Origin of the sequence: Shinella kummerowiae, assembly GCF_009827055.1 — a bacterium.
GTDB classification, from domain to species: domain Bacteria; phylum Pseudomonadota; class Alphaproteobacteria; order Rhizobiales; family Rhizobiaceae; genus Shinella; species Shinella kummerowiae.
The window spans coordinates 81,001-100,803 of the sequence record NZ_WUMK01000003.1 but is presented as its reverse complement, the minus strand read 5'-3'; the positions used below and the strand labels follow the sequence as shown (position 1 = coordinate 100,803).

The 19,803-nt window shown below is 63.4% G+C and carries 19 protein-coding genes; 11 read left to right on the top strand and 8 right to left on the bottom strand.

Going from position 1 to position 19,803, the window contains the following annotated elements:
• Positions 1 to 35: 35 nt before the first annotated feature.
• The 4 genes from GR138_RS08315 to GR138_RS08300 are packed head-to-tail and all read right to left on the bottom strand — an operon-like array spanning position 36 to position 3,919.
• The gene (locus tag GR138_RS08315) at positions 36 to 1,070 is read right to left on the bottom strand and encodes an extracellular solute-binding protein (RefSeq protein ID WP_160858283.1); all 1,035 of its coding nucleotides are present in this window, start codon (positions 1,068 to 1,070) and stop codon (positions 36 to 38) included.
• Positions 1,071 to 1,087: 17 nt separating this feature from the next.
• Positions 1,088 to 1,900, bottom strand: a complete 813-nt coding sequence (locus tag GR138_RS08310) for an ABC transporter permease (RefSeq protein ID WP_160858281.1) — start codon at positions 1,898 to 1,900, stop codon at positions 1,088 to 1,090.
• Positions 1,893 to 2,819: an ABC transporter permease gene (locus GR138_RS08305; protein WP_160858279.1), complete on the bottom strand. Its 927-nt coding sequence runs from the start codon at positions 2,817 to 2,819 to the stop codon at positions 1,893 to 1,895. Before GR138_RS08305 ends, GR138_RS08310 begins: the two co-directional genes overlap by 8 nt.
• Before the next feature lie 2 nt (positions 2,820 to 2,821).
• Positions 2,822 to 3,919 carry an ABC transporter ATP-binding protein gene (locus GR138_RS08300; RefSeq protein ID WP_160858277.1) on the bottom strand — a complete coding sequence of 366 codons (1,098 nt, stop codon included), beginning with the start codon at positions 3,917 to 3,919 and terminating at the stop codon, positions 2,822 to 2,824.
• A gap of 254 nt (positions 3,920 to 4,173) precedes the next feature.
• Between GR138_RS08300 and GR138_RS08295 the strand changes: the two genes are divergently transcribed.
• Both GR138_RS08295 and GR138_RS30210 read left to right on the top strand, forming a co-directional pair.
• Positions 4,174 to 4,860, top strand: a complete 687-nt coding sequence (locus GR138_RS08295; RefSeq protein WP_160858275.1) for a GntR family transcriptional regulator — start codon at positions 4,174 to 4,176, stop codon at positions 4,858 to 4,860.
• A gap of 88 nt (positions 4,861 to 4,948) precedes the next feature.
• Positions 4,949 to 5,116: a hypothetical protein gene (locus GR138_RS30210; RefSeq protein ID WP_202402570.1), complete on the top strand. Its 168-nt coding sequence runs from the start codon at positions 4,949 to 4,951 to the stop codon at positions 5,114 to 5,116.
• Positions 5,117 to 5,243: 127 nt separating this feature from the next.
• Here the strand turns inward: GR138_RS30210 and GR138_RS08290 are convergent, their stop codons facing one another.
• Positions 5,244 to 6,137: a LysR family transcriptional regulator gene (locus tag GR138_RS08290; protein WP_160858273.1), complete on the bottom strand. Its 894-nt coding sequence runs from the start codon at positions 6,135 to 6,137 to the stop codon at positions 5,244 to 5,246.
• A gap of 100 nt (positions 6,138 to 6,237) precedes the next feature.
• Here GR138_RS08290 and GR138_RS08285 point away from each other — a divergent pair, with 100 nt between their 5' ends.
• The 9 genes from GR138_RS08285 (at position 6,238) to purU (ending at position 16,160) form a co-directional block, all read left to right on the top strand.
• The gene (locus GR138_RS08285) at positions 6,238 to 7,689 is read left to right on the top strand and encodes an aldehyde dehydrogenase family protein (RefSeq protein ID WP_160858271.1); all 1,452 of its coding nucleotides are present in this window, start codon (positions 6,238 to 6,240) and stop codon (positions 7,687 to 7,689) included.
• Between the two features lie 4 nt (positions 7,690 to 7,693).
• Positions 7,694 to 8,689 (top strand): membrane dipeptidase, encoded by a 996-nt coding sequence (locus tag GR138_RS08280; protein WP_160858269.1) that lies wholly within the window; start codon positions 7,694 to 7,696, stop codon positions 8,687 to 8,689.
• Entirely contained in the window at positions 8,686 to 10,380 is a 1,695-nt protein-coding gene (locus tag GR138_RS08275; RefSeq protein ID WP_160858267.1) for a hypothetical protein, read from the top strand. The genes GR138_RS08280 and GR138_RS08275 overlap by 4 nt, the downstream gene beginning before the upstream one ends.
• Positions 10,377 to 10,955: a DUF3726 domain-containing protein gene (locus GR138_RS08270; protein ID WP_160858265.1), complete on the top strand. Its 579-nt coding sequence runs from the start codon at positions 10,377 to 10,379 to the stop codon at positions 10,953 to 10,955. Before GR138_RS08275 ends, GR138_RS08270 begins: the two co-directional genes overlap by 4 nt.
• 10 nt (positions 10,956 to 10,965) lie before the next feature.
• Positions 10,966 to 11,970, top strand: coding sequence for an Ldh family oxidoreductase (locus GR138_RS08265; protein ID WP_160858263.1), 1,005 nt, complete (start codon positions 10,966 to 10,968; stop codon positions 11,968 to 11,970).
• 101 nt (positions 11,971 to 12,071) lie between these two features.
• Positions 12,072 to 13,076, top strand: coding sequence for a glycine betaine ABC transporter substrate-binding protein (locus GR138_RS08260; protein WP_160858261.1), 1,005 nt, complete (start codon positions 12,072 to 12,074; stop codon positions 13,074 to 13,076).
• Between the two features lie 145 nt (positions 13,077 to 13,221).
• Positions 13,222 to 14,094, top strand: a complete 873-nt coding sequence (locus tag GR138_RS08255) for an ABC transporter permease (protein WP_338091055.1) — start codon at positions 13,222 to 13,224, stop codon at positions 14,092 to 14,094.
• Positions 14,095 to 14,098: 4 nt separating this feature from the next.
• Complete coding sequence (locus GR138_RS08250; protein WP_338091054.1) at positions 14,099 to 15,244, top strand: quaternary amine ABC transporter ATP-binding protein; 1,146 nt, start codon at positions 14,099 to 14,101, stop codon at positions 15,242 to 15,244.
• Between the two features lie 31 nt (positions 15,245 to 15,275).
• A complete protein-coding gene (gene purU, locus GR138_RS08245) occupies positions 15,276 to 16,160 on the top strand; it encodes a formyltetrahydrofolate deformylase (RefSeq protein ID WP_160858257.1) in 885 nt (294 codons plus the stop codon).
• A 112-nt stretch (positions 16,161 to 16,272) separates the two neighbouring features.
• On the opposite strand, the gene GR138_RS08240 is transcribed toward purU, so the two are convergent.
• Genes GR138_RS08240 through GR138_RS08230 form a run of 3 tightly spaced genes read right to left on the bottom strand, consistent with a single transcriptional unit; the run spans position 16,273 to position 19,742 of the window.
• On the bottom strand, positions 16,273 to 17,970 hold the full coding sequence (locus GR138_RS08240) for a flotillin family protein (RefSeq protein ID WP_160858255.1): 1,698 nt from the start codon (positions 17,968 to 17,970) through the stop codon (positions 16,273 to 16,275).
• 6 nt (positions 17,971 to 17,976) lie between these two features.
• Positions 17,977 to 18,633, bottom strand: a complete 657-nt coding sequence (locus tag GR138_RS08235; RefSeq protein ID WP_160858253.1) for an OB-fold-containig protein — start codon at positions 18,631 to 18,633, stop codon at positions 17,977 to 17,979.
• Positions 18,633 to 19,742, bottom strand: a complete 1,110-nt coding sequence (locus tag GR138_RS08230) for a PspA/IM30 family protein (RefSeq protein ID WP_160858251.1) — start codon at positions 19,740 to 19,742, stop codon at positions 18,633 to 18,635. The genes GR138_RS08235 and GR138_RS08230 overlap by 1 nt, the downstream gene beginning before the upstream one ends.
• Between the last annotated feature and the right edge of the window lie 61 nt (positions 19,743 to 19,803).

Below are 19,803 nucleotides of genomic sequence, written 5' to 3'. Positions count from 1 at the left end.
GCGTACGGAAGTCCTCGATTATGCGGCCGGACCGCTTACTTCTGCAACTCGGTCCAGAGCTTGGTGTAGAGTTCCTGCACTTCCGGAGGGCAGGCGAGGTTGAACTTGCCGGCGGCCTTCAGCTCTTCGGGAATGGCGATTTCCGACGCATCCTTCATGTCTGCGGGCATGAACGCTTCGGAGCCCTTGATGCCGTTCGCATAGCGCGCAAAGCTGGAGATCATGGCCGCGTTTTCCGGATCCATGATGAAGTTCAGGAAGAGCTTGGCGTTGTCGACGTTCTTGGCGTCCTTCAGGATGGCGGCGTTGTCCATCCAGATCGGATAGCCTTCCTTCGGATAACCGTAATGGACATCCTTGTTCTGCAGGCGGGCGCGGAACGATGCACCGTTCCAGTTCACGCCGGCCGAAAGGTCGCCCTTCGAGTATTTCTCGATGTTGCCGTAGTCCATCGAAATCCACTTCGGCTTGGCGGCCGTGAGGATGTCGCGTGCCTTCTTCAGCACCGTCAGGTCGCCCGTGCAGGGTTCGCCGCCCGCATAGGTCACGACCATGTGCATGACGTCGGACATTTCCGGAACGACGTTGACCTTGCCGACGAGTTCGGCCGGCGGATCGAGGAAGATGGCGGAGGTGTTGATATCGCCGGAATAGACCGACGTGTTGACCGTCACGCCCGTCGTGCCCCACAGCCACGGAACCGTGTAGTGGCGCCCCTTGTCGAAGGGCACGTCAACCCACTGCGGATCGACGTTCTTGAAGTTCTCCATCTCGTCGGGACGCGACTCGAGCAGAAGGCCTTCCGAAATCCAGATCGGCACGACGCTGGCGGACGGCACGACGATGTCGAAACCGTGGCCACCCTGGCGGATCTTGGCGAGCGCGGTGTCGTTCGAGTCGTAGTCGGTGACCGTCACCTTGACCTTGAAGGCCTCTTCGAACTTCTTGATCATTTCGGGGCTGGTGTAATTGCCCCAGTTGAAGATGTTGAGCTCACCTTCGGCATGCGCGATGGCGGTGGAGGCCATCATGCCGGCCGCGAGTGCAAAAAATCCCAGTTTCAGTTTCATCGGCTGTTCTCCTTTTTCTATTCGTTGTCCTTCTGAGGCGTACGGCTCAGGAAGAAGAAGAGGGTGACGATCGCCAGCGATATTACAAGGAAGACCGTCGAGATGGCGTTCATCTCCGGGGTTACGACGCGGCGCAATTGCCCCAGCATGTAGGTCGGCAGCGTGTCCTGACCACCGGATTTGACGAACTCGGTGATGACGACGTCGTCGAGCGAGATCACGAAGGCCAGCATAAGCCCGGCGAGAATGCCCGGCCAGAGCAACGGCAGCGTGACATAGCGGAAGGTCTGGAACGACGACGCATAGAGGTCAGAGGCGGCGCGCTCCAGCGAAAGGTCCATGCTCTCGAGACGCGCCCGGATCGGCATATAGGCGAAGGGAATACAGAAGGCCGCGTGGGCGACAATGAGGTAGCCGAGGCCGGAATAGCCGGTCCATACCTTGACCCGTGAAAACAGGATCAGCAGCGCCACCGCCGTCACGATTTCCGGCACCAGAAGTGGCATGTTGATGATGGAGTACTTGATGGTGAGGCCGCGATAGGGCGCCGTACGCGTGGTGGCGATGGCCGCCAATGTTGCGCAGGCCGTGGCGATGACGGCGGCGACCGCTGCGATTTGCAGCGAGCGAACCGACGCCTCGATGACCTGCTGGTTGTTCCAGGCGCTCTGGAACCACCGCAGCGAAAAGCCCTCCCAGATCGCGATCGACGAGCCGGAATTGAAGGAATAGACGACCAGCGTCGCGATCGGCAGATAGAGCAGGAAAAAGCAGAACATCGCAATCGTCGCGAAGCCCGGCTGGCGCTTGATCGAGAAGGTTTTAGCCATGGGCGCTGCCTCCCGACTTCGATGCATTGCGGACATAATAGAGCATGGCGAAGAGGACGATGATCACAAGCGTTACGGACAGCGCCGCGCCGAGCGGCCAGTTCCGCCCCTGGCCGAACTGCAGTTCGATCAGGTTGCCGACCATCAGGTTCTTGCCGCCGCCGAGAACGCGGGGCACCACGTAGGACGACAGGGCCGGCACGAAGACGAGGATGGAGCCGGCGATGATGCCGGGTTTGACCAGCGGAATGATGATGCGCCACAGCACGCCGAAACGCGAGGCGTAGAGATCATAGCCCGCCTCGATCAGGCGGAAATCCAGCTTTTCCAGGCTCGCATAGAGCGGCAGGACCATCAATGGCAGGAAGACATAGGTCATGCCGAGCATGATGGCGAAGTCGGTGAACATCATCTGGATCGGCGCGGAGATGATGCCGATCTTCATGAGCAGCGTGTTGATGATGCCTTCCGAGCGGATCACTTCCTGGATGGCGAAGGTGCGGATGAGCATGTTCGTCCAGAAGGGGATGGTGATCAGGAACAGCCAGAGCGAGCGGTTGTGCGGTGCGCGCGTCGCGATGAAATAGGCCGTCGGAAAACCGAAGATCAGGCAGAACACCGTCGTGGCGAAGGCGAGCTTGATGCTGCGCCAGAAAATCGAGAAATGCGCATCCGCAAGCGAGACGGTGTCGTCGAAGATATCGCGTGTGAACAGGACGTTGAACCAGCCCTCCGTCGAGAACTCCCATTTCACGTCACCATAACTGCCAGGTGCGAGAAAGGAATAGAGGACCACGATGAGGAGAGGGCCGACGCTTGCCGCGATGATGAGAATAAGGGCAGGAGCGCTGAGCAGCCAGCGATCCCGAACATGTTTCTTTTGCCGCTGTTCGGTGGCGTCCTGAGCGCTGAGCGTCATGGCTAGTCCCTCAGAATCTGGGCGACATCGTCGTTGATGGCGATGCTCACACGTTCCTGCTCGGAGAAGCCGCAGGGGCCGCTCTTGGCGTTCTGCTGCCGCACGATGAAGGTGCCGCCGCCGTCGACCTTGACGTGGAAGTGGTTGTCCGTGCCGAGATAGACGATGTCGTCGAGTACGCCTTCCAGCACACCGGAGCCGGGCGGGCCGAGACGCGCATGTTCGGGACGGACGACGATGGTGACCTTGCCCTTCGGCGTGACGCCGTCCGGGTAGGTTGCGGAAATTTCCGCACCGGAGGACAGTCGAACGCGGGCTCTGTCGCCCGAAACGGAGACGACGTCGGCTTCCAGAAAATTCGTCTCGCCGATGAAGTCGGCGACGAAGCGCTCGGCCGGGCGGTCGTAGATATCCCAGGGCGAGCCCACCTGGCGGACCGTGCCGGTCGACATGACGGCGATACGGTCGGACATGGTCAGCGCTTCTTCCTGGTCATGGGTGACGAAGACGAAGGTGATGCCGGTTTCCAGCTGCAGGCGCTTCAGTTCCATTTGCATGGACTTGCGCAGCTTCAGGTCGAGCGCCGACAGCGGCTCGTCGAGAAGCAGCACCTTCGGCCGTGGCGCAAGGGCGCGGGCGAGCGCCACACGCTGCTGCTGGCCGCCGGAAAGCTGCGTAACGGGATTGTTGCCGCGCCCTTCGAGATGCACGAGCTTCAGCATGTCCTTCACGACGGAGTCGATCTCCGACTTCGGCTTGCCGAGCATCTTGAGACCGAAGCCGATGTTTTCGGCGACTGTCAGATGCGGGAAGAGGGCGTAATTCTGGAAGACCGTATTGACGGGGCGCTGGTTCGGCAGAAGGCGGGAAATATCTGTCCCGTCGAGCAGAACCTGCCCTTCGGTGGGCAGCTCGAAACCGGCGATCATGCGCAGAAGCGTGGTCTTGCCACAGCCGGAAGGGCCAAGAAGGGTGAAGAATTCGTTCGAGCGGATTTCCAGTGTCACATCATCGACGGCCTGGAAGGTGCCGAACCATTTCTTGATGCCATGCAAGCCTATAGCTCCGCCATGGGCCGCGGTCGTTCGGGTGTCAGTCATCGGTTCCCCGTTTGTCGACCGACGCTCGAGCTTCTCCTGCCCGATCCGCCGGCTGTCCTCTGTCCGGCCGCTGATCACGGCTCTTATGTGATAGGCTTGTCTTGCTTATGATCACAACAAACCATAATTTGATCAAATCTGTAAAGGGCCATTTTAAGCTTTGCGACAATATCAGTTTTGCGTGCAAAGCTCGTGGAATTCAGCCCTGAGGCGTGAGGACGGCAAAGGCCGGGCCTGCAGAGGGAGGGTACAGCATGTTCGTGGCAGCCAATCGTGAAGCGTCCGAATCCGTCAAACAATGGGTCTACCGCGTGTTGCGGCGGGGTATCATGACGGGGCAGTTCGAGCCGGGCGATCCGGTGACAATCAACGGCCTGGCCGAGGCGCTTGGCGTCAGCGCGATGCCGGTGCGCGAGGCCTTGCACCGGCTGGTTTCGGAAGGGGCGCTGGAACTGCTGGACAATCGCCGCGTCCGCGTGCCGGATCTCGACCCGCAGAGTTTCGAGGAGGTGCTTGAGGCGCGCGTGGCACTCGAAACCCGCGCCGCCGAACGCGCCATGCCCTTCATCGACGACAGGCGGATGGCCCGCATGCGGGCTTTCGACCAGCAGGCCGACCAGGCGCTGGCCATCGGCAATTTCGGCCGGCTGGTGGAGGCGAATTTCGACTTTCATCGCTGCCTCTATGAGGCACGGCCGGGCACCGTCATGCTGCCGCTCATCGAATCCCTCTGGCTGCGCCTCGGGCCCTTCATGCGTCGCGCCGGCGAGACCCTCTCGCAAACCTACCAGGTGGATCGTCACGCCGAGGCGCTCATCGCCATCGTTCAGCGGGACGCTGAAGCCCTGAAGGTGGCGATCGCCGCCGATATCCGCGACGGCACCGGCCATCTTGGCCGAAGCCATTTCGCGCGGGTCGCCGCGCTGGCAAAAACCGGCTGATGACAGCCGATCCATGCGCTCGGCCCTTGCCCTGCGAGCCAAATCGCGTAAGTCATTCCGGTGACTTGCAGTGCGACGGAGGGGCGCCTTGAACGACAACAATGTTCTGAAATTCGAACGCCGAAAGCCGCAGCCGGACAAGGGAAACAAACCTGAGGCGCCAGGCCCGAAAAAGGGTCTGATCTGGATCGCCGTTGTCGTCGTGGTCGCGCTCGTCTGGGCCTACTACCAGTTCATGGCGCCACAGAGCCTTTGAACCGGCGCTTGCCGTGGCACTCCGAAGTGCCCGTTTCGAGTTTTCACACCGTCGGGTGTCGTACGCCAAACTCAACCCGCCTGCCGGCGTCCCGGGGTACAGACATATGTAGCGACGTGGTGCTGATTTAACTGCCGAGCTGCCCGGCGACCAGCGCGGGGATTTCTTTCAGGGCGAAGGCGCGGAAAGCGGCGGCGACCGGGGAGGGCGGCACGTCGCGCCGCTCGACCAGCCCCACCTGACGGCTCGCCGACGCGTCGGCAAGGTCAAGCGCCGCAACACCCTCGTGGGCGCCGTGCATGGTCAGCGAGGGCAGGATGGTGAGGCCGAGACCCGCCTTCACCATCGCGACGAGCGAGGTGACGTTGTAGACGGTGATCAGCGAGCGTGCCGAAAGCTGCCTGTAGTCTTCCGCCTCGATCCTGTCGGACGCGCCGTTGCGGATCAGCGTTGCCGCGTTGAGGTCGCTCCACGCAACGGGCCGATCCAGACGGCAAAGATCGTGGTTGTCCTTGCACAAGAGCTTGAACCGGTCGCTGAAGAGCGGCGTGAACTCCACCCCGCCGCCGGCGCGGCTCTCGCCGGCGATGCCGATATCGGCCACGCCGCTTTCCACCATGCGCCGCACCTGCGCGCTGTCGATATCGAACAGTTCAACCTGCACCTGTGGGCGGGTTTCGAGAAAGCGTTGCAGGATTGGCGGTAGCACATTCGTCGCCACCGAGGGCACGGAGGCGATGGACAGGCTGCCGATGCGGCTGTGCGCGAAGGCGCGCATGATGCTGACGGACTTGTCGAAACTGCGGATCTGCTCGCGGCCGAGGTCGAGCATCAGGTTGCCGAGCGCCGTCAGGCTGTTCTTGCGGTCGGTCTGGAACAGCGGCCCGCCGATCTCATCTTCCAACTGCTTGAGCGTCATTGACACGGCCGAGGCCGTGCGGCCGACGGCATCGGCCGCGTCCTTGATGTTCCCGCTCTCCGCCACGGTGACGAAGACCCGCAATGCTTCCAGCTTGATCATAGGCGCCCACTTCAATTCTTCTGAAATTGATAACAGAAATATCTGCTTGATTGAAGCGCGCTGCTGGCGGATTTTTCAATGAAACGGAATGGAGACGCAAATGGCAGAACGCTACGCCAACCTGATCGGCGGCCGGTGGAAACAGAGCGAACGCTTCCGTGAGAACCGGAACCCGTCTGATGTCACCGATCTGATCGGCCTCTATGCTCAGGCCGATGCAGTCGATGTCGACGAGGCGGTTGCGGCTGGACGCGTGGCGATACCGGCATGGCGGGCCTTGGGACTCGAGCAAAGGCAGGCGATCCTGAACCGGATCGGCACGGAGTTGATGGACCGCTCCGCCGAGCTTGGCGAGCTGCTGTCGCGTGAAGAGGGCAAGCCGCTGGCGGAGGGCCGCGGCGAAGTGTTCCGCGCAGGCCAGTTCTTCACCTATTATGCGGCCGAGGTTTTGCGGCAGCTTGGAGAGAACGCGGATTCCGTGCGCCCCGGCGTCGAGATCGACATGCGCCGCGAGCCGATGGGGCTGGTGGCCGTCGTTTCGCCCTGGAATTTTCCGACTGCCACGGCAAGCTGGAAGATTGCGCCGGCCCTTGCCTATGGCAACGCGGTGATCTGGAAGCCGGCAAACGAGACCCCTGCCTCGGCCTTTGCACTTGCCGATATCATCCATCGCGCCGGCCTGCCGGACGGCGCGTTCCAGCTGCTGATGGGGCCGGGCGCCGTTGTCGGCGCCGGACTTGCCGGCCATCGCGGCGTCGATGCCATCACGTTCACCGGATCCCATGAGGTCGGTTGCCAGGTAGCCGTCGCGGCTGCTGCCAATCTCACCAAATTCCAGCTCGAGCTCGGCTCCAAGAATGCCCTGCTCATCATGGACGACGCCGATATCGACCTCGCCGTGGCGGCATCGATCGGCGGCGGCTATTCCGGCACGGGGCAGAAGTGCACGGCCTCCTCGCGCCTCGTGGTGCATCAAAAAATCCATGACGTCTTCGTCGACAAGCTTGCGGCCGCCGTTGGCGCATTGAATGTGGGGCATGCGCTGGCGGATGGCACGCAAGTCGGTCCTGTCGTGAGCGAACGCCAGCTTGCCGCGAACCTCGCCTGGGTGGACCGCGCCCGCGCTGCCGGGGCGGAGATTGCAATTGGGGGCGGACGCCTGCAGCTTGCTCATGACGGCTTCTACATGGCGCCGGCACTTTTGACCGGCACGACCAATGCCATGGATTTCAACCGCGAGGAAATGTTCGCGCCCATCGCCGCCGTACAGAAAGTCGGCTCCTACGAGGAGGGGCTTTCCGTCGTCAACGACACCCGCTTCGGCCTCGTCGCCGGCATCTTCACCCGCTCGCTCGCCCGCGCCACGCATTTCCGGCGAAATGTCGAGACCGGCTGTGTCACCGTAAACCTGCCGACGGCGGGAACCGACTATCATGTGCCCTTCGGCGGGCGGAAGGATTCGAGCTTCGGTTCGCGCGAGCAGGGTCGTTCGGCGGCCGAGTTCTACACCCAGGTCAAGACCGCCTATATCCGGGCGGGGGAGCCGGAGTAAGGCCATGGACGCAAAGATCGCCAGCCCCCTCGTCGACTGCCTGCAATATGCCAATTGGAGCCCGAACGTCTTTTCGCAGATGCGGGCCGGCGGTGTGCATGCCGTGCATGCCACCATCGCCTATCACGAGAATTTTCGCGAGACGGTGGCCAACATCATCGCCTGGAACCGGCATTTCGAGCGTCATCCGGATCTCATCTTCCCCGGCCGTTCCGGCAGCGATATCGAGCGCGCCATGCGGGAAGGACGCACGGCCATCTTCTTCGGCCTGCAGAACCCGTCGCCCATCGAGGACGATATCGGCCTGATCGAGGTCTGCCATATGCTCGGCGTACGATTCATGCAGCTCAGCTACAACAACCAGTCCTTGCTTGCCACCGGCTGCTACGAGGGGGAAGATCCCGGCATTACCCGCTTCGGTCGCCAGGCCATCGCCGAGATGAACCGGGTCGGAATGGTCATCGACATGAGCCATTCGGCCGAACGCTCCACATTGGAGGCAATCGAGATTTCCACGCGTCCGATCGCCATTACCCACGCCAATCCATACGGGTGGCATGCGGCGCTGCGCAACAAGTCCGACACCGTGCTGAAGGCACTAACGCAGTCGGGCGGCATGCTCGGCCTGTCGCTCTATCCGCATCACCTCAGGGATGGCTCGAACTGCACGCTGGAGAGTTTTTGCGCCATGGTTGCGGAAACGGCGTCACGCTACGGCACCGAGCATATCGGCATCGGCAGCGATCTGTGCCAGGATCAGCCGGACTCCGTTGTGACATGGATGCGCAACGGCCGCTGGTCGAAGGCCCTGGACTACGGCGAGGGATCGGCCGCCGCGGCGGGTTTCCCCCGGCAGCCGCAATGGTTCAACAACAATGCGGACCTCGGCAACCTGCGCCACGGCCTGCGCGATGTGGGCTTCTGCGAAGAGGAGGTCGGCGGCATCATGGGTGGCAACTGGCTGCGGTTCTACACCGCATCCTTCGGGCCGATGCCATGACCATCCGGGCGCTTGACCTCGCCACAGGACCGGCGCTTGCGCTGCGCTCGCCCGATGTCGTCATGCGCTTGCGGCGGATGGGGGCCTCCTTCCCGACGCGGCTCAGCTTCCTGCGCAGCCTGATCCGGCGTCTCGCCGCAAGCAGCACATCCGTGCGCCGCCCGGTCTGGGAGATGGACGATGCCGGTTTCGGCCACGCGGTCTATACGCTCACGCTTGGCGGATATGACTACAGTCTCGTCGCCTTCTCCTGCCCGCTTCCCGATGATCAGCGCTCCGACCGGGTGATCGCGGAAGCCTGGGACACGAGTTACGTGCTCTATGACGGTGTTCCCGACGCCGCCGAGATCGACCGGCTGCGGGCGAATGCGCCGCGGCAGGAGGCGGGGCGGTTCGGCCCGCGCGACCTGGTGCTGAGCCGCGCCAACAAGTCCGTGCGGTTCTTCGAGCATGTCGCCGACAGCCTCGCCCACGGCCGCCAGCCGGACCGGCAGCGCCTGGGGGAGGTCGGCTATCTGCTGCGAACGACCGCCGTCTACGGCAACGGCAAGTTCGGCATTGCCGATCGTTTCGTGCTGGCGGCGCGCGGGGGGCTGGACGGCCCCTTTCAGGCGGAGATGCTGACCGTCTGGCTGATCCGTGAATTCTCTCACGATCTGGTCGAACACGTCGCGCGTTGCAGGGCGCCAGACACCTTCGTGCCGCTTGCGCAGGGCCTTCGCCGTCATATCGGTGTCGGCAATTCCACCGGCCTCGGCATGGCGCCGTTTCTGGCGAATCATCCTGTGCTTTTGAGCAACTGGGTTCTCGCCCGTGAGACCGCATTGGCGCGGATGCGGGCGAAGCCCTGCCTGGATGCGGCCGCGTTGGGCCGGCTCGCCGATCTCTGGCGGCAGGCGGCGCTGCATCTCGATCAATGGTCGGTCGAGGACGATGCCCTGATGGCCCGTATCCTGCGCCTTCGCGGGGAGTGGATTGAGGCGGAGAGCTGGATCGATCCGGCAAGGCTGCTCGCCACCTCGTTCCCGGTCGCCTCGTTGCTGGATCGCTCGCAATCCCTGTCCGTGGATTTCCAGGAGTTGCTGGCCGCTCTCCTCATCGAGTTGGCAGGCCGGGAAATTGACGATCTAGCGGATGGAATGGCGGCCGCGCGAGAGGGGGCGTTTGAACCAGGCATGCGGATTATGGTCCTCCGCAAACTCCTGCACGACCACTACGGCTGGGCCATGGCGATAGCCTTCGAAGCGCCGGCGGAAACAGCCCAGTTCTGGTACGTATCGGAAGAGAAGCTGGAGCCCCGCCTCGGCCGCCGCGCCGACGAACCCGGCGCGGATCTGGAACTGCCGCTGGATATCGCCCGGCAGGTGCAGCGGCTTGCCGTTGACCTTGCAGATGCGCCGGATGGGCAGAGCGTTGCTGCCTTCCTTGCGGATTTTCCCCAGCACCGCCATGTGGTTCGCCGCATCCAGACAACGGCCGCCGCACCCTATGCGGAAATCCGCGATAACCTGTTGTCGGATCGCTGTCTGCCGATAGACATGCTGCGCTGCAAGCTCGCCTTTTTCGGTGCCTCGAAGTTCGATCCTCGCTCGGATCGCTGGACCCGCATCACGCTCTTCCAGGGCGCGCCGACGGCGGGCGAGATTGCGGCCGGCGAAACCGACGATTGCTGGCTTCCGGTGCTGCCATGACGACGATCCTTCTGTCTTACAACGAAGTCCAGTCGCTGGCTCGCAAGACGGCCTGCGGCGCGGGCCTGCCGCATGGCGTGGCGGACGATATCGGTCACGCCGCAGTCTGGCTCTCCGCGCGCGGCGTCGATGCCATCAGGATCGTCGTCGAGGCACTTGGCGACCATGCGTGCGGCGCGCAGGCGGTCCTGCGGGATCAGGCCGCCGTTGATGTGCTGTGCTGTGGAGAGTCCAGGCAAGTCTCCCTTCATGATCGGGAGCATGGCTTGCTGCTGATCGGCCTTGCCGGCGCAGCAGCGACGAATTCCGGGCTGAACCTCGCCGCGCGCCTCGCAAATGGCAATGTCCTGCCGCTCGCGCAGGTGAGCGACGCCAGCGACCTGATACGTGATCTGAAGGCTCTGTCCCTTCTACCTGATGACGGCGAACCCTTTCGCCCCGGATCGCCTCGGCCAGCGGCGACCGATACCGCGGCCTATGCGGCGGCGCTCGGCCTCGCCGCCAGAACCTACGTGCCGGCCTCGGATTTTTCGCGCGCCCGCGGCGCCGGCGCCGGCACGACCGACAACGATTGAGGATGTTTCCATGACGGACCAGATGATGACGCTCGCTGCGATCGAGAACCTGTGCTTGCAGGCCTTGATGGCCGCGGGCGCCAGCGAGGACAATGCCGCCGCCGTCGCCCGCTCGATCATGCTAGCCGAGCGTGACGGCATTCGCAGCCACGGCCTGCTCTACCTGCCGATCTATGCGGAGCACGTGCGCTGCGGCAAGGTCGATGGAATGGCTCGGCCAGTGGTATCGCAGCCGCGTCCTGGCGCCGTCGTCGTCGATGCGGCGACCGGCTTTGCCCATCCGGCGATCGACGCGGGCTGGGTCCGTTTCATCGCCGCAGCACGCGAAAATGGCGTGGCGGCAATGACGGTGTTCAACTCCTACAATTGCGGCGTGCTCGGCCATCACGCCGAGCGCATCGCCGAGGCGGGCCTGTTGGGCCTCTGCACCACGCATGCGCCGGCCTCCATTGCTCCGCCGGGCGGGCGCGTGCCGGTTATCGGCACCAATCCCTTCGCGCTGGGTGTTCCCGATGGCGCTGGAGGGGTGGCGCTCGTGCTCGACCAGTCGGCGAGCGTGGTGGCGAAATCGGAAATTCTTCTGCGCGCGCGGGAGGGGCGGCCTATCGAGCCGGGCTGGGCGCTCGATGCAGAGGGCTTACCGACGGTCGACCCGGCTGAGGCCCTCAAGGGCTCCATGCTGCCGGCCGGCGGCCACAAAGGGTTTGGAACCGGCCTCCTCGTGGAAATCCTTGCTGCCTGCCTTTCGGGCGCAGTCCCCAGCAAGGATGCCAGCCCTTTTTCCGGTGCGCTGGGCGGGCCGCCGAAAACCGGCCAATGTTTCATCGCCTTCGACCCCTCGGCCTTTTCTGGAGGCTTTTCGCATCAGGTTTCAAGCCTCGTCCACGCGATCGCGGCGCAAGATGGCGCCCGTCTTCCGGGCGGCCGCCGTCAGGCGGCACGCCAGCGCACCGAAAGAGACGGGGTATCCGTCGACAGCGCGCTCATCGAGCGGCTCGAAGCGCTCGCTCATTAAAGTTTTTCTGAAATCCGGATCAGTTATTTCGGTTTGATAAAAGTGGCTGCTTTCGACATCGTAACTGTCAAGACCACCACAACCATAACAAGGGAACGGACATGAAGATCAAGACATCCATTCTTGCCGGGGCCTGCCTGTCCTGCCTGGTGCACGGCGGGACTGCCGCCCAGGCCGCGGAATGCGGCACGAGCGACCCCATCACCGTCGCCGAAATGACCTGGCTTTCCGCTGGTACACTGGCCTATGTGACGAAGGCGATCCTCGCCGAGGGCTATGGCTGCAATGTCCAGATCGTGCCCGGTGACACGGTGCCGACCGCGTCCTCCATGCTGGCCAAGGGCGAGCCCGACATTGCGCCGGAACTCTGGGTCTCGACCGTCAAGGCGACCTGGGACCAGATGCTGACGAAGGGCACCGTCTACAAGGCAGGCGACATCTTCGCCAGCGGTGGCCAGGAGGGCTGGTGGATTCCGGACTATGTTGCAGAGGCGCATCCGGAAATCCGTTCCGTCAGCGACCTCAAGGACAATTGGCAGGTGTTCGAGGATGCCTCCGCCACCGGAAAGGGCCGCTTCTATGCCTGCCCGCCCGGCTGGGGCTGCGAGATCATCACCAACAACCTCATCAAGGCGCTGGGCCTCGAAGAGACCTATGAGGTCTATCCGACCGGCTCCGGCGCAAACCTGAAGGCCACCATCGCCCGTCAGGTCTCGCGCAAGAAACCGTTCATCGGCTGGTACTGGGGGCCGACCGAGGTGATCGGCAAGTACAAGCTCAAGGTCCTCGACATGCCTGCCTATGATGCGGCGAAGTTTACCTGCCTCACCGATGCCAAATGCGAGAAGCCGGAACTGACCGGCTGGGCGGTCGGCGAGGTTGCCGTGGCCGCGACCACGAGTCTCAAGGAAAAGGCGCCTGCCGTTGCGGAGTTCCTGTCGAAGATGCAGGTGCCGAATGCCGAGATCAGCGACGTGCTGGCCTGGGGCGATGACAACAAGGCCTCGCCCGAGGAGGTCGCAGCGTATTTCTTCAAGAACTACGAGGCGATCTGGACCAAGTGGGTTCCGTCCGATGTCGCCGAGAAGGTCAAGGCCTCGCTCTGAGGCGTAAACGCAAGGGCGGCGCAATCCTGCGCGCCGCCCGCGCAAAACGCCCTCTGCCGGTGGGCAACGCGTCGTCCGCTGTCCGGATATTCCCGACGCGGCTCCTGCGGCGCCGGCAAGGGGGCAGCTTTGAAAGGCTCAAACGGTGGCGGACAATTTCCCTGAAATCATCGATACGCGCGGTCTGCGCTTCGCCATCGACGACGGCTTCAGCTGGATCGTGGCGAATTACGGCGATATGTTCGAGCGGCTGCTGATGCCCTTGCTGAAGCTGCTGGGCGGCATGGAAACCTTCCTGCAATGGCTGCCCTGGTATGTGACGATTGCCGCCATCGCCGCCTTGACCTATTCGGCCTCCCGAAGCCTGAAGGCAACGGGCGGCGCGGTCCTCATGCTTGTCTTCATCGGCGCGCTCGGCCTGTGGAACGACGCCATGGCGACGATCGCGCTCATGCTTGCCGCCACTGTCGTCGCCGTCGTGGTCGGGATTCCGCTCGGTGTCGCGATGGCGCGTTGGGATGGGTTGCGCTCGCTGGCGTTGCCGCTGCTCGACATCATGCAGACGCTGCCGATCTTCGTCTATCTCATCCCCTTCGTCATGCTGTTCGGCCCGGGCAAAATCCCGGCCATCCTCGCCACCGTGTTCTTCGCCATTCCGCCGGTCATCCGGCTCACCGATCTCGGCATCCGTCAGGTCGATGGCGAGGTGGTCGAGGCGATCACCGCCTTCGGCGCGACGCCCCGGCAAAAGCTCTTCAAGGTGCAGATTCCGCTCGCCCTGCCGACCATCATGGCGGGCATCAACCAGACGACGATGATGGCGCTTTCCATGGTGGTCATCGCCTCGATGATCGGCGCGGGCGGCCTCGGCTATCAGGTGTTGCAGGGAATCCAGCGGCTGGAAGTGAGCCGCGGCCTCATCGCTGGCATCGCCATCGTCTTCCTTGCCGTGATCTTCGACCGCATCGCCCAGTCCTATGGCCGGCGCGCCCAGAAACATCTTGCCAGCGGAGAGTGAGGCCGTGATCGCTTCCGACGTAAAAATCCAGGTCGACAAGGTCTACAAGATCTTCGGCAACCGTCCGGACGATGCGCTCGCCGAACTCCGGGCCGGTGCACAAAAGGCCGAAGTGCTGCAGAAGACCGGCTGTATCGTCGGTCTCAACGACATCGACTTCTCGATCCGCCGCGGTGAGACCTTTGTCATCATGGGCCTGTCCGGCTCGGGAAAATCGACCCTGATCCGCCACTTCAACCGGCTGATCGAGCCGACCGCTGGTCGTATCCTCGTCGATGGCCGCAACATCATGGAGATGAACGCGAAGGAACTGCTCGCCTTCCGCCGCAACGGCATTTCCATGGTGTTCCAGCGCTTCGGTCTGCTGCCGCACCAGACGGTACTGGAAAACGCGATCTGCGGTCCGATCCTGCAGGGCGTCAACCGTCGCGAGGCGGTGGCGCTCGGCATGGAGCAGTTGGAACTCGTCGGGCTGAAGGGTTTCGAAAACCGTTTTCCGCGGCAACTCTCGGGCGGTATGCAGCAGCGCGTCGGTCTTGCGCGGGCGCTGGCGACCCAGGCGGATGTGCTTCTGATGGATGAAGCCTTCAGCGCACTCGATCCGCTGATCAAGAGCGACATGCAGGAGCAGTTGAAGGACATCCAGGCGCGCCTGAAGAAGACGATCATCTTCATCACGCACGATCTCGATGAAGCCCTGCATCTCGGCGACCGCATCGCCATTCTGAAGGATGGGGAACTGCGGCAGGTCGGCACGGGCGAGGACATTCTGTTTCGCCCGGCCGACGACTATGTCGAACGGTTCGTGCGCAAGGTCGATCTGTCGCGGGCGATGGTTGCCCACGAGGCCTTCGAGAAAATTCCGGTTCTGACCGAGATGGAGGCAACGTCCGAGCGTTCGTCGGCGCTGCTGCGCGAGCATCCGGGCGTCATCGTCACCAACGGCACCGCGTCATGTCTGCTGGCGCGCGGGGCATCGGGCAGCGCCATGCCGGTGGCGTCCGTCGATGCCGGTGCGGCCATCGGCCATTGTTTTCCGTTGCTGGCGGCTGAGGACGCCATCCTCGTTACGGAGGATGGGGCCGCGACCGGCATGCTCACACGCGAAATGGCCTTCAAGGCGCTGGCGCGCTCCGCGCGGGTGGCTTGAGGTCCGCCTTCTATCCAAGAGAATGATTTCGATGAAAAGCCACGTCCTGACAGTATCGTGCCAATCGACCCGCGGCATTGTGGCCGCGATCACCGGCTACCTCGCCGAGAAGGGGTGTTACATCTCCGACAGTTCGCAGTTCGACGACCTGGAGACGGGCCTGTTCTTCATGCGCCTGACCTTCCTCAGCCAAGAAGGTGTGTCGGAGGAAGACATCCGCGCCGGTTTCGCCCCGGTCGCCAAGCCCTTCGGCATGACCTGGCGCTTCAACGACAGCGACGAGCGCATGAAGGTGCTGCTGATGGTGTCGCGCTTCGGCCATTGCCTGAACGACCTGCTCTATCGCTGGAAGATCGGCGCGCTGCCGATCGACATCGTCGGCGTCGTCTCCAACCACTTCGATTACCAGAAGGTCATCGTCAACCACGACATTCCCTTCCACCACATCAAGGTGACGAAGGAGAACAAGCCGCAGGCCGAAGCCCGCCTGATGGAGGTGGTGGAGCAGTCCGGTGCCGAACTGATCGTGCTTGCCCGCTACATGCAGGTGCTGTCGGATGCGGTGTGCAAGAAGATGTCGGGCCGGATCATCAACATCCACCACTCGTTCCTGCCGTCCTTCAAGGGCGCCAACCCCTACAAGCAGGCGTTCGAGCGCGGCGTGAAGCTGATTGGTGCTACGGCGCATTATGTGACGGAGGATCTCGACGAGGGTCCGATCATCGAGCAGGATGTGGCGCGCATCACGCATGCGCAGTCGGCGGAGGACTATGTGTCGATCGGCCGTGACGTGGAGAGCCAGGTGCTTGCCCGCGCGGTGCATGCGCATATCCATCACCGCACCTTCATGAACGGCAACAAGACCATCGTCTTCCCGCCGAGCCCCGGTTCCTACGCTTCCGAGCGCATGGGGTGAGTCAAGCCGCCAGCTTCCTTGATGGGTAGCTGGTTGCCGAAGGGTCCATCTCCTTCCACAAAAAGCGGTAAGGCCACCAGGCTCACCCGGCGGCCTCTCCCGTCTCAGATATTCAGTCGGCGTCCGAGCTCTGCGAGCGGTCGCCGGACGTCTTTGCCGCCGCATTGCCAATGGAAGCGGCGAGCAAGGCCTGGGTCGGGTCCGCTCCCTTGAAACCCGCCTGGCTCAGGATTTCATCGAGAATGGGTTTCTGGGCGGTGAAGTTCAGAAGCTGGCTGCTGAGGTCACCGACCGCGTTTCCGGCGCCGCCGTTACCGCCATTGCCGCCCAGCGCCCCGGCAAGATTGCCGGCGCTGAAGATGCGGATGTCGGAAATCTTCTCGATCGGCTTCATCGCTTGCTCGAGTGCCTCCGGGATGATGGCGACGCGCGCACGGGCAAGCTCGAACTCGATGATGCTGGCCGAAAGCGCATTGCGGGCCTCGTTGAGCGCGCGTTCCGCCTTCGCCTCGGCCTCGCCAAGCTCGATGACGCCGGTCGCCTTGATCTTGGCGGCGGCCGCATCGGCCTCGGCCTGGATCTTGATGGCCGCAGCGAGGTTCTCGGCGGCCTGACGCTCCGCTTCCGCCTTCACGGTGATGGCGGTCGCGGCCTGCTCGGCATCCTTGCGGGCATCGAGCACGGCGATGCGCTTGGCACGCTCGGCGATCTCGACTTCCCTTGCCGTGATGACCTGCTCTTCTGCGGTCGTGGCCGCGGCCTTGGCTTCATCAGCCTTGGCGCGAGCGGCCTGCTCCTGCTCGCTCTTTTCGGCGACGGCGATCGCGGCGTCGATGCGGGCGGTTTCTGTCACGCGCCGGGCTTCGGCCTCGCGCTCGGCAATGCCGCGCTCGGCGTCGATGCGCGCGGTTTCCTTTGCCTGGCGGGCCTGGGAATCGCGTTCGGCGATGCCCTTTTCGGTGTCGAGGCGAGCGGTCTCCTCGCTGAGGCGTGCCAACTGTTCGGCCTTGGCCGCTTCTGCGCGGGTTTCCGCCGTCTTGTTGGCGATATCGCGTTCCTGCGACAGTTCGGCGTCACGCTGTTCCCGCTCGATGGTGAGGCGTCGCAGCGAGGCTTCGCGGTCCTTGGTCGCAATCTCGACTTCGTTGTCGCGGACGATCTGGTTGCGCTCGCGCTTGCGTTCCTCGGTGATCTTGGTCAGCGCCGTCAGGCCCTCGGCGTCGAAGCTGTTGTTCGGGTTGAAATGTTTGATGTCCGTCTGGTCGAGGCGGGTCAGTGAGACCGATTCCAGTTCCAGGCCGTTCGATTGCAGGTCGTGCGCGACGGCCGCCTGCACCGATTTCACGAACTCTGCGCGCTGCTCCTGCAGGTCGCGCAGCGACATGGTGGCGGCAACCGAGCGCAGGCCATCAACGAACTTTGCTTCGACCAGCGCCTTCAGCGCATCCGCATCGTTGGTGCGGTCACCGAGTGTCTGGGCGGCGAGCGCGATGTTCTCCGCATCCGGCTTCACGCGGACATAGAATTCGGCGGTGATGTCGGCGCGCATGCGGTCCTTGGTGATCAGCGACTCGTTTTCCGCGCGCTTCACCTCGAGCCGCAGCGTGCTGAGCGAAACCCACGAATAGGAATGGAAGATCGGCAGGATGATCGATCCGCCGTCGAGCACGACCTTCTTGCCGCCGAGGCCGGTGCGCACATAGGCCTTGTCGCGCGTGGCGCGCGTGTAAAGCGAGGTCATGATGATGCCGATGACGACGATTGCCGTCACGATGACCCCGGCGATGAGCCCTACCGAGAGGAAGTCCATGGTCGTTTAGCCTCCGTTGCTGGAATGATGGTCGTTCTCAAGCGCGGCCGGCGCCGGAATGGCGTGAAAAAGGCCATTTGCCCCGTCCACGATCAGCACGAGCGCGCCCGTTTCTATGATGTGCCCCGGCACAGCCTTGGCACGCAGCGCATGGATGTTGTCGTAGCGGTCCTTGACCCGCACGGTGCCCGGATGGCCCTGGTCGAGGGGGCCTATCGTCACGGTTCCGGTAAGGCCGATGAAGTCGGCCTGTTCCTGCACGCTCGTTTCGTCGCGCGGAATGATGCGCGCAAGCCCTCGGCTCGACCAGCGGGTGACCGGGATGGCAAGGGCGAGCGCACCGGTGGCCGCGGCATAAAGCGGCAGCGGTTCGCGAAACTGGCCGATGAAAGCCTGAATGGCGAAGCCCGCCGCCGAAAAGGCCGAAAGCAGGATGACCGCAAGCACGAGGATGGGCACGCCGCCGGCATTGAGCCAGGACATCCATCCGCCAAGCAGACCGGATTCCGCATCGCCCGGCCCGTTGAAATCCAGGCCTTCGTCGATCAATCCCGAAGCGGATGCCCCGAGCAAAACAGAGACGAGCTCGACGAGGCCGAGACCCGCGACCGTCAAAAGTGCAATCCAGAAGGGGGCTGTGCCCGGCTGGACGATCGAATCCATCATCGCTCACCCTGTTTGAAGGCATTGAGGCGCGCCTCTATCGCCTTTTGACGTTGCAGACGGCCAAGTTCTTCAACTTCCGCCGCACTTTCCTTGGCTGGGCTCGATGGAACGCCGGTGACGCGCTCGACGGCCTGGAGCGCGTCGGCAAGGCGCTGGTCGTTGCGCTGGGAGGGCGTGGCCGCCTGGGGAACCGTGCGCTCGGCGCGCTTGGCGTCTTCCAGCCGCTTTGCAGCGTCGGCACGGGCGGAAGCGATGCTGCGAAGCGTCGCTTCCGCTTCGGCGATCTCGCCGGCATTTTCCAGAATGGCCTTCGACAGGGCGTCGCGCTGGGCCTCCAGGTCGATCTGCACGCCGGTGGCGGCGCGGGCGAGATCCTCGCGGCCGTTTTCCAGGCCGACCTTGATCTTCTCGTCGAGGTCTCGGATTTCCGCATCGATATCCGCGGCCTTTGCCTTCAACCGGTGGCCGGCTGCCATGGCGACGCCAAGTGCGGCGCGGGCCTCCTCGGCGATCGCGCCGATCTCCCGTACGGCCTGCTGCGCCACGGCAATCGGATTCGATGCTTCGGCGGCATCGACCGCATTGTTGACGACGCCGGCGATGACGCGCCCGAGGCGGGCGAGAATACCTTCATTGGACATGGAAGCCTCCTTCTTCGGGTGAACGCCGGCCTGAATGCCGGCGTAGAGACAAATGGATGATCCGGCAAAGACGAGCCTTGCCTCAGCAAAATCGGCCCAGCCCTCGCGATAACCGCTTGCCGCATAGGGCAGGACGACCCTGCCGCTCAGTGTGGCGATGCTCACGCTATCCGGGCCTTTGACGGCGAAGAGCTTCGAGTCGAGCGGGATATCCGCAATGACCTCGCCGGGCTTACGGCGGCCGTGATCGCGCAGCGCAAGGGTAGCGAGGCGCGAGGGAAGGCCCGTCGTCGCCCGGATTTCCTCATAGGCCGCCTGATGCAGCGCCACGACATTGGCGCCCTGGGTCAGGTCGAGGATCGCCATCGCCTGCTGATAGGCGGCGAGCGTCTCTTCGAGCGCCTGGCGCGTGTCCGGCGTGGGCTGAAGGTCGAGCCGGAGACTAGATGTGAACTTGGCTGCCATAGAGAAATATATAAAGCACTGCATTGGTGCTTTCAAGGGCGAGCTTGCCGCAATAGCTTGT

Excerpts from the sequence above, each read along its gene's own strand:
- GR138_RS08315 (WP_160858283.1), bottom strand. The coding sequence starts at position 1,070 with ATGAAACTGAAACTGGGATTTTTTGCACTCGCGGCCGGCATGATGGCC.
- GR138_RS08310 (WP_160858281.1), bottom strand. The coding sequence starts at position 1,900 with ATGGCTAAAACCTTCTCGATCAAGCGCCAGCCGGGCTTCGCGACGATT.
- GR138_RS08305 (WP_160858279.1), bottom strand. The coding sequence starts at position 2,819 with ATGACGCTCAGCGCTCAGGACGCCACCGAACAGCGGCAAAAGAAACAT.
- GR138_RS08300 (WP_160858277.1), bottom strand. The coding sequence starts at position 3,919 with ATGACTGACACCCGAACGACCGCGGCCCATGGCGGAGCTATAGGCTTG.
- GR138_RS08295 (WP_160858275.1), top strand. The coding sequence starts at position 4,174 with ATGTTCGTGGCAGCCAATCGTGAAGCGTCCGAATCCGTCAAACAATGG.
- GR138_RS08290 (WP_160858273.1), bottom strand. The coding sequence starts at position 6,137 with ATGATCAAGCTGGAAGCATTGCGGGTCTTCGTCACCGTGGCGGAGAGC.
- GR138_RS08285 (WP_160858271.1), top strand. The coding sequence starts at position 6,238 with ATGGCAGAACGCTACGCCAACCTGATCGGCGGCCGGTGGAAACAGAGC.
- GR138_RS08280 (WP_160858269.1), top strand. The coding sequence starts at position 7,694 with ATGGACGCAAAGATCGCCAGCCCCCTCGTCGACTGCCTGCAATATGCC.
- GR138_RS08275 (WP_160858267.1), top strand. The coding sequence starts at position 8,686 with ATGACCATCCGGGCGCTTGACCTCGCCACAGGACCGGCGCTTGCGCTG.
- GR138_RS08270 (WP_160858265.1), top strand. The coding sequence starts at position 10,377 with ATGACGACGATCCTTCTGTCTTACAACGAAGTCCAGTCGCTGGCTCGC.
- GR138_RS08265 (WP_160858263.1), top strand. The coding sequence starts at position 10,966 with ATGACGGACCAGATGATGACGCTCGCTGCGATCGAGAACCTGTGCTTG.
- GR138_RS08260 (WP_160858261.1), top strand. The coding sequence starts at position 12,072 with ATGAAGATCAAGACATCCATTCTTGCCGGGGCCTGCCTGTCCTGCCTG.
- purU (WP_160858257.1), top strand. The coding sequence starts at position 15,276 with ATGAAAAGCCACGTCCTGACAGTATCGTGCCAATCGACCCGCGGCATT.
- GR138_RS08240 (WP_160858255.1), bottom strand. The coding sequence starts at position 17,970 with ATGGACTTCCTCTCGGTAGGGCTCATCGCCGGGGTCATCGTGACGGCA.
- GR138_RS08235 (WP_160858253.1), bottom strand. The coding sequence starts at position 18,633 with ATGGATTCGATCGTCCAGCCGGGCACAGCCCCCTTCTGGATTGCACTT.
- GR138_RS08230 (WP_160858251.1), bottom strand. The coding sequence starts at position 19,742 with ATGGCAGCCAAGTTCACATCTAGTCTCCGGCTCGACCTTCAGCCCACG.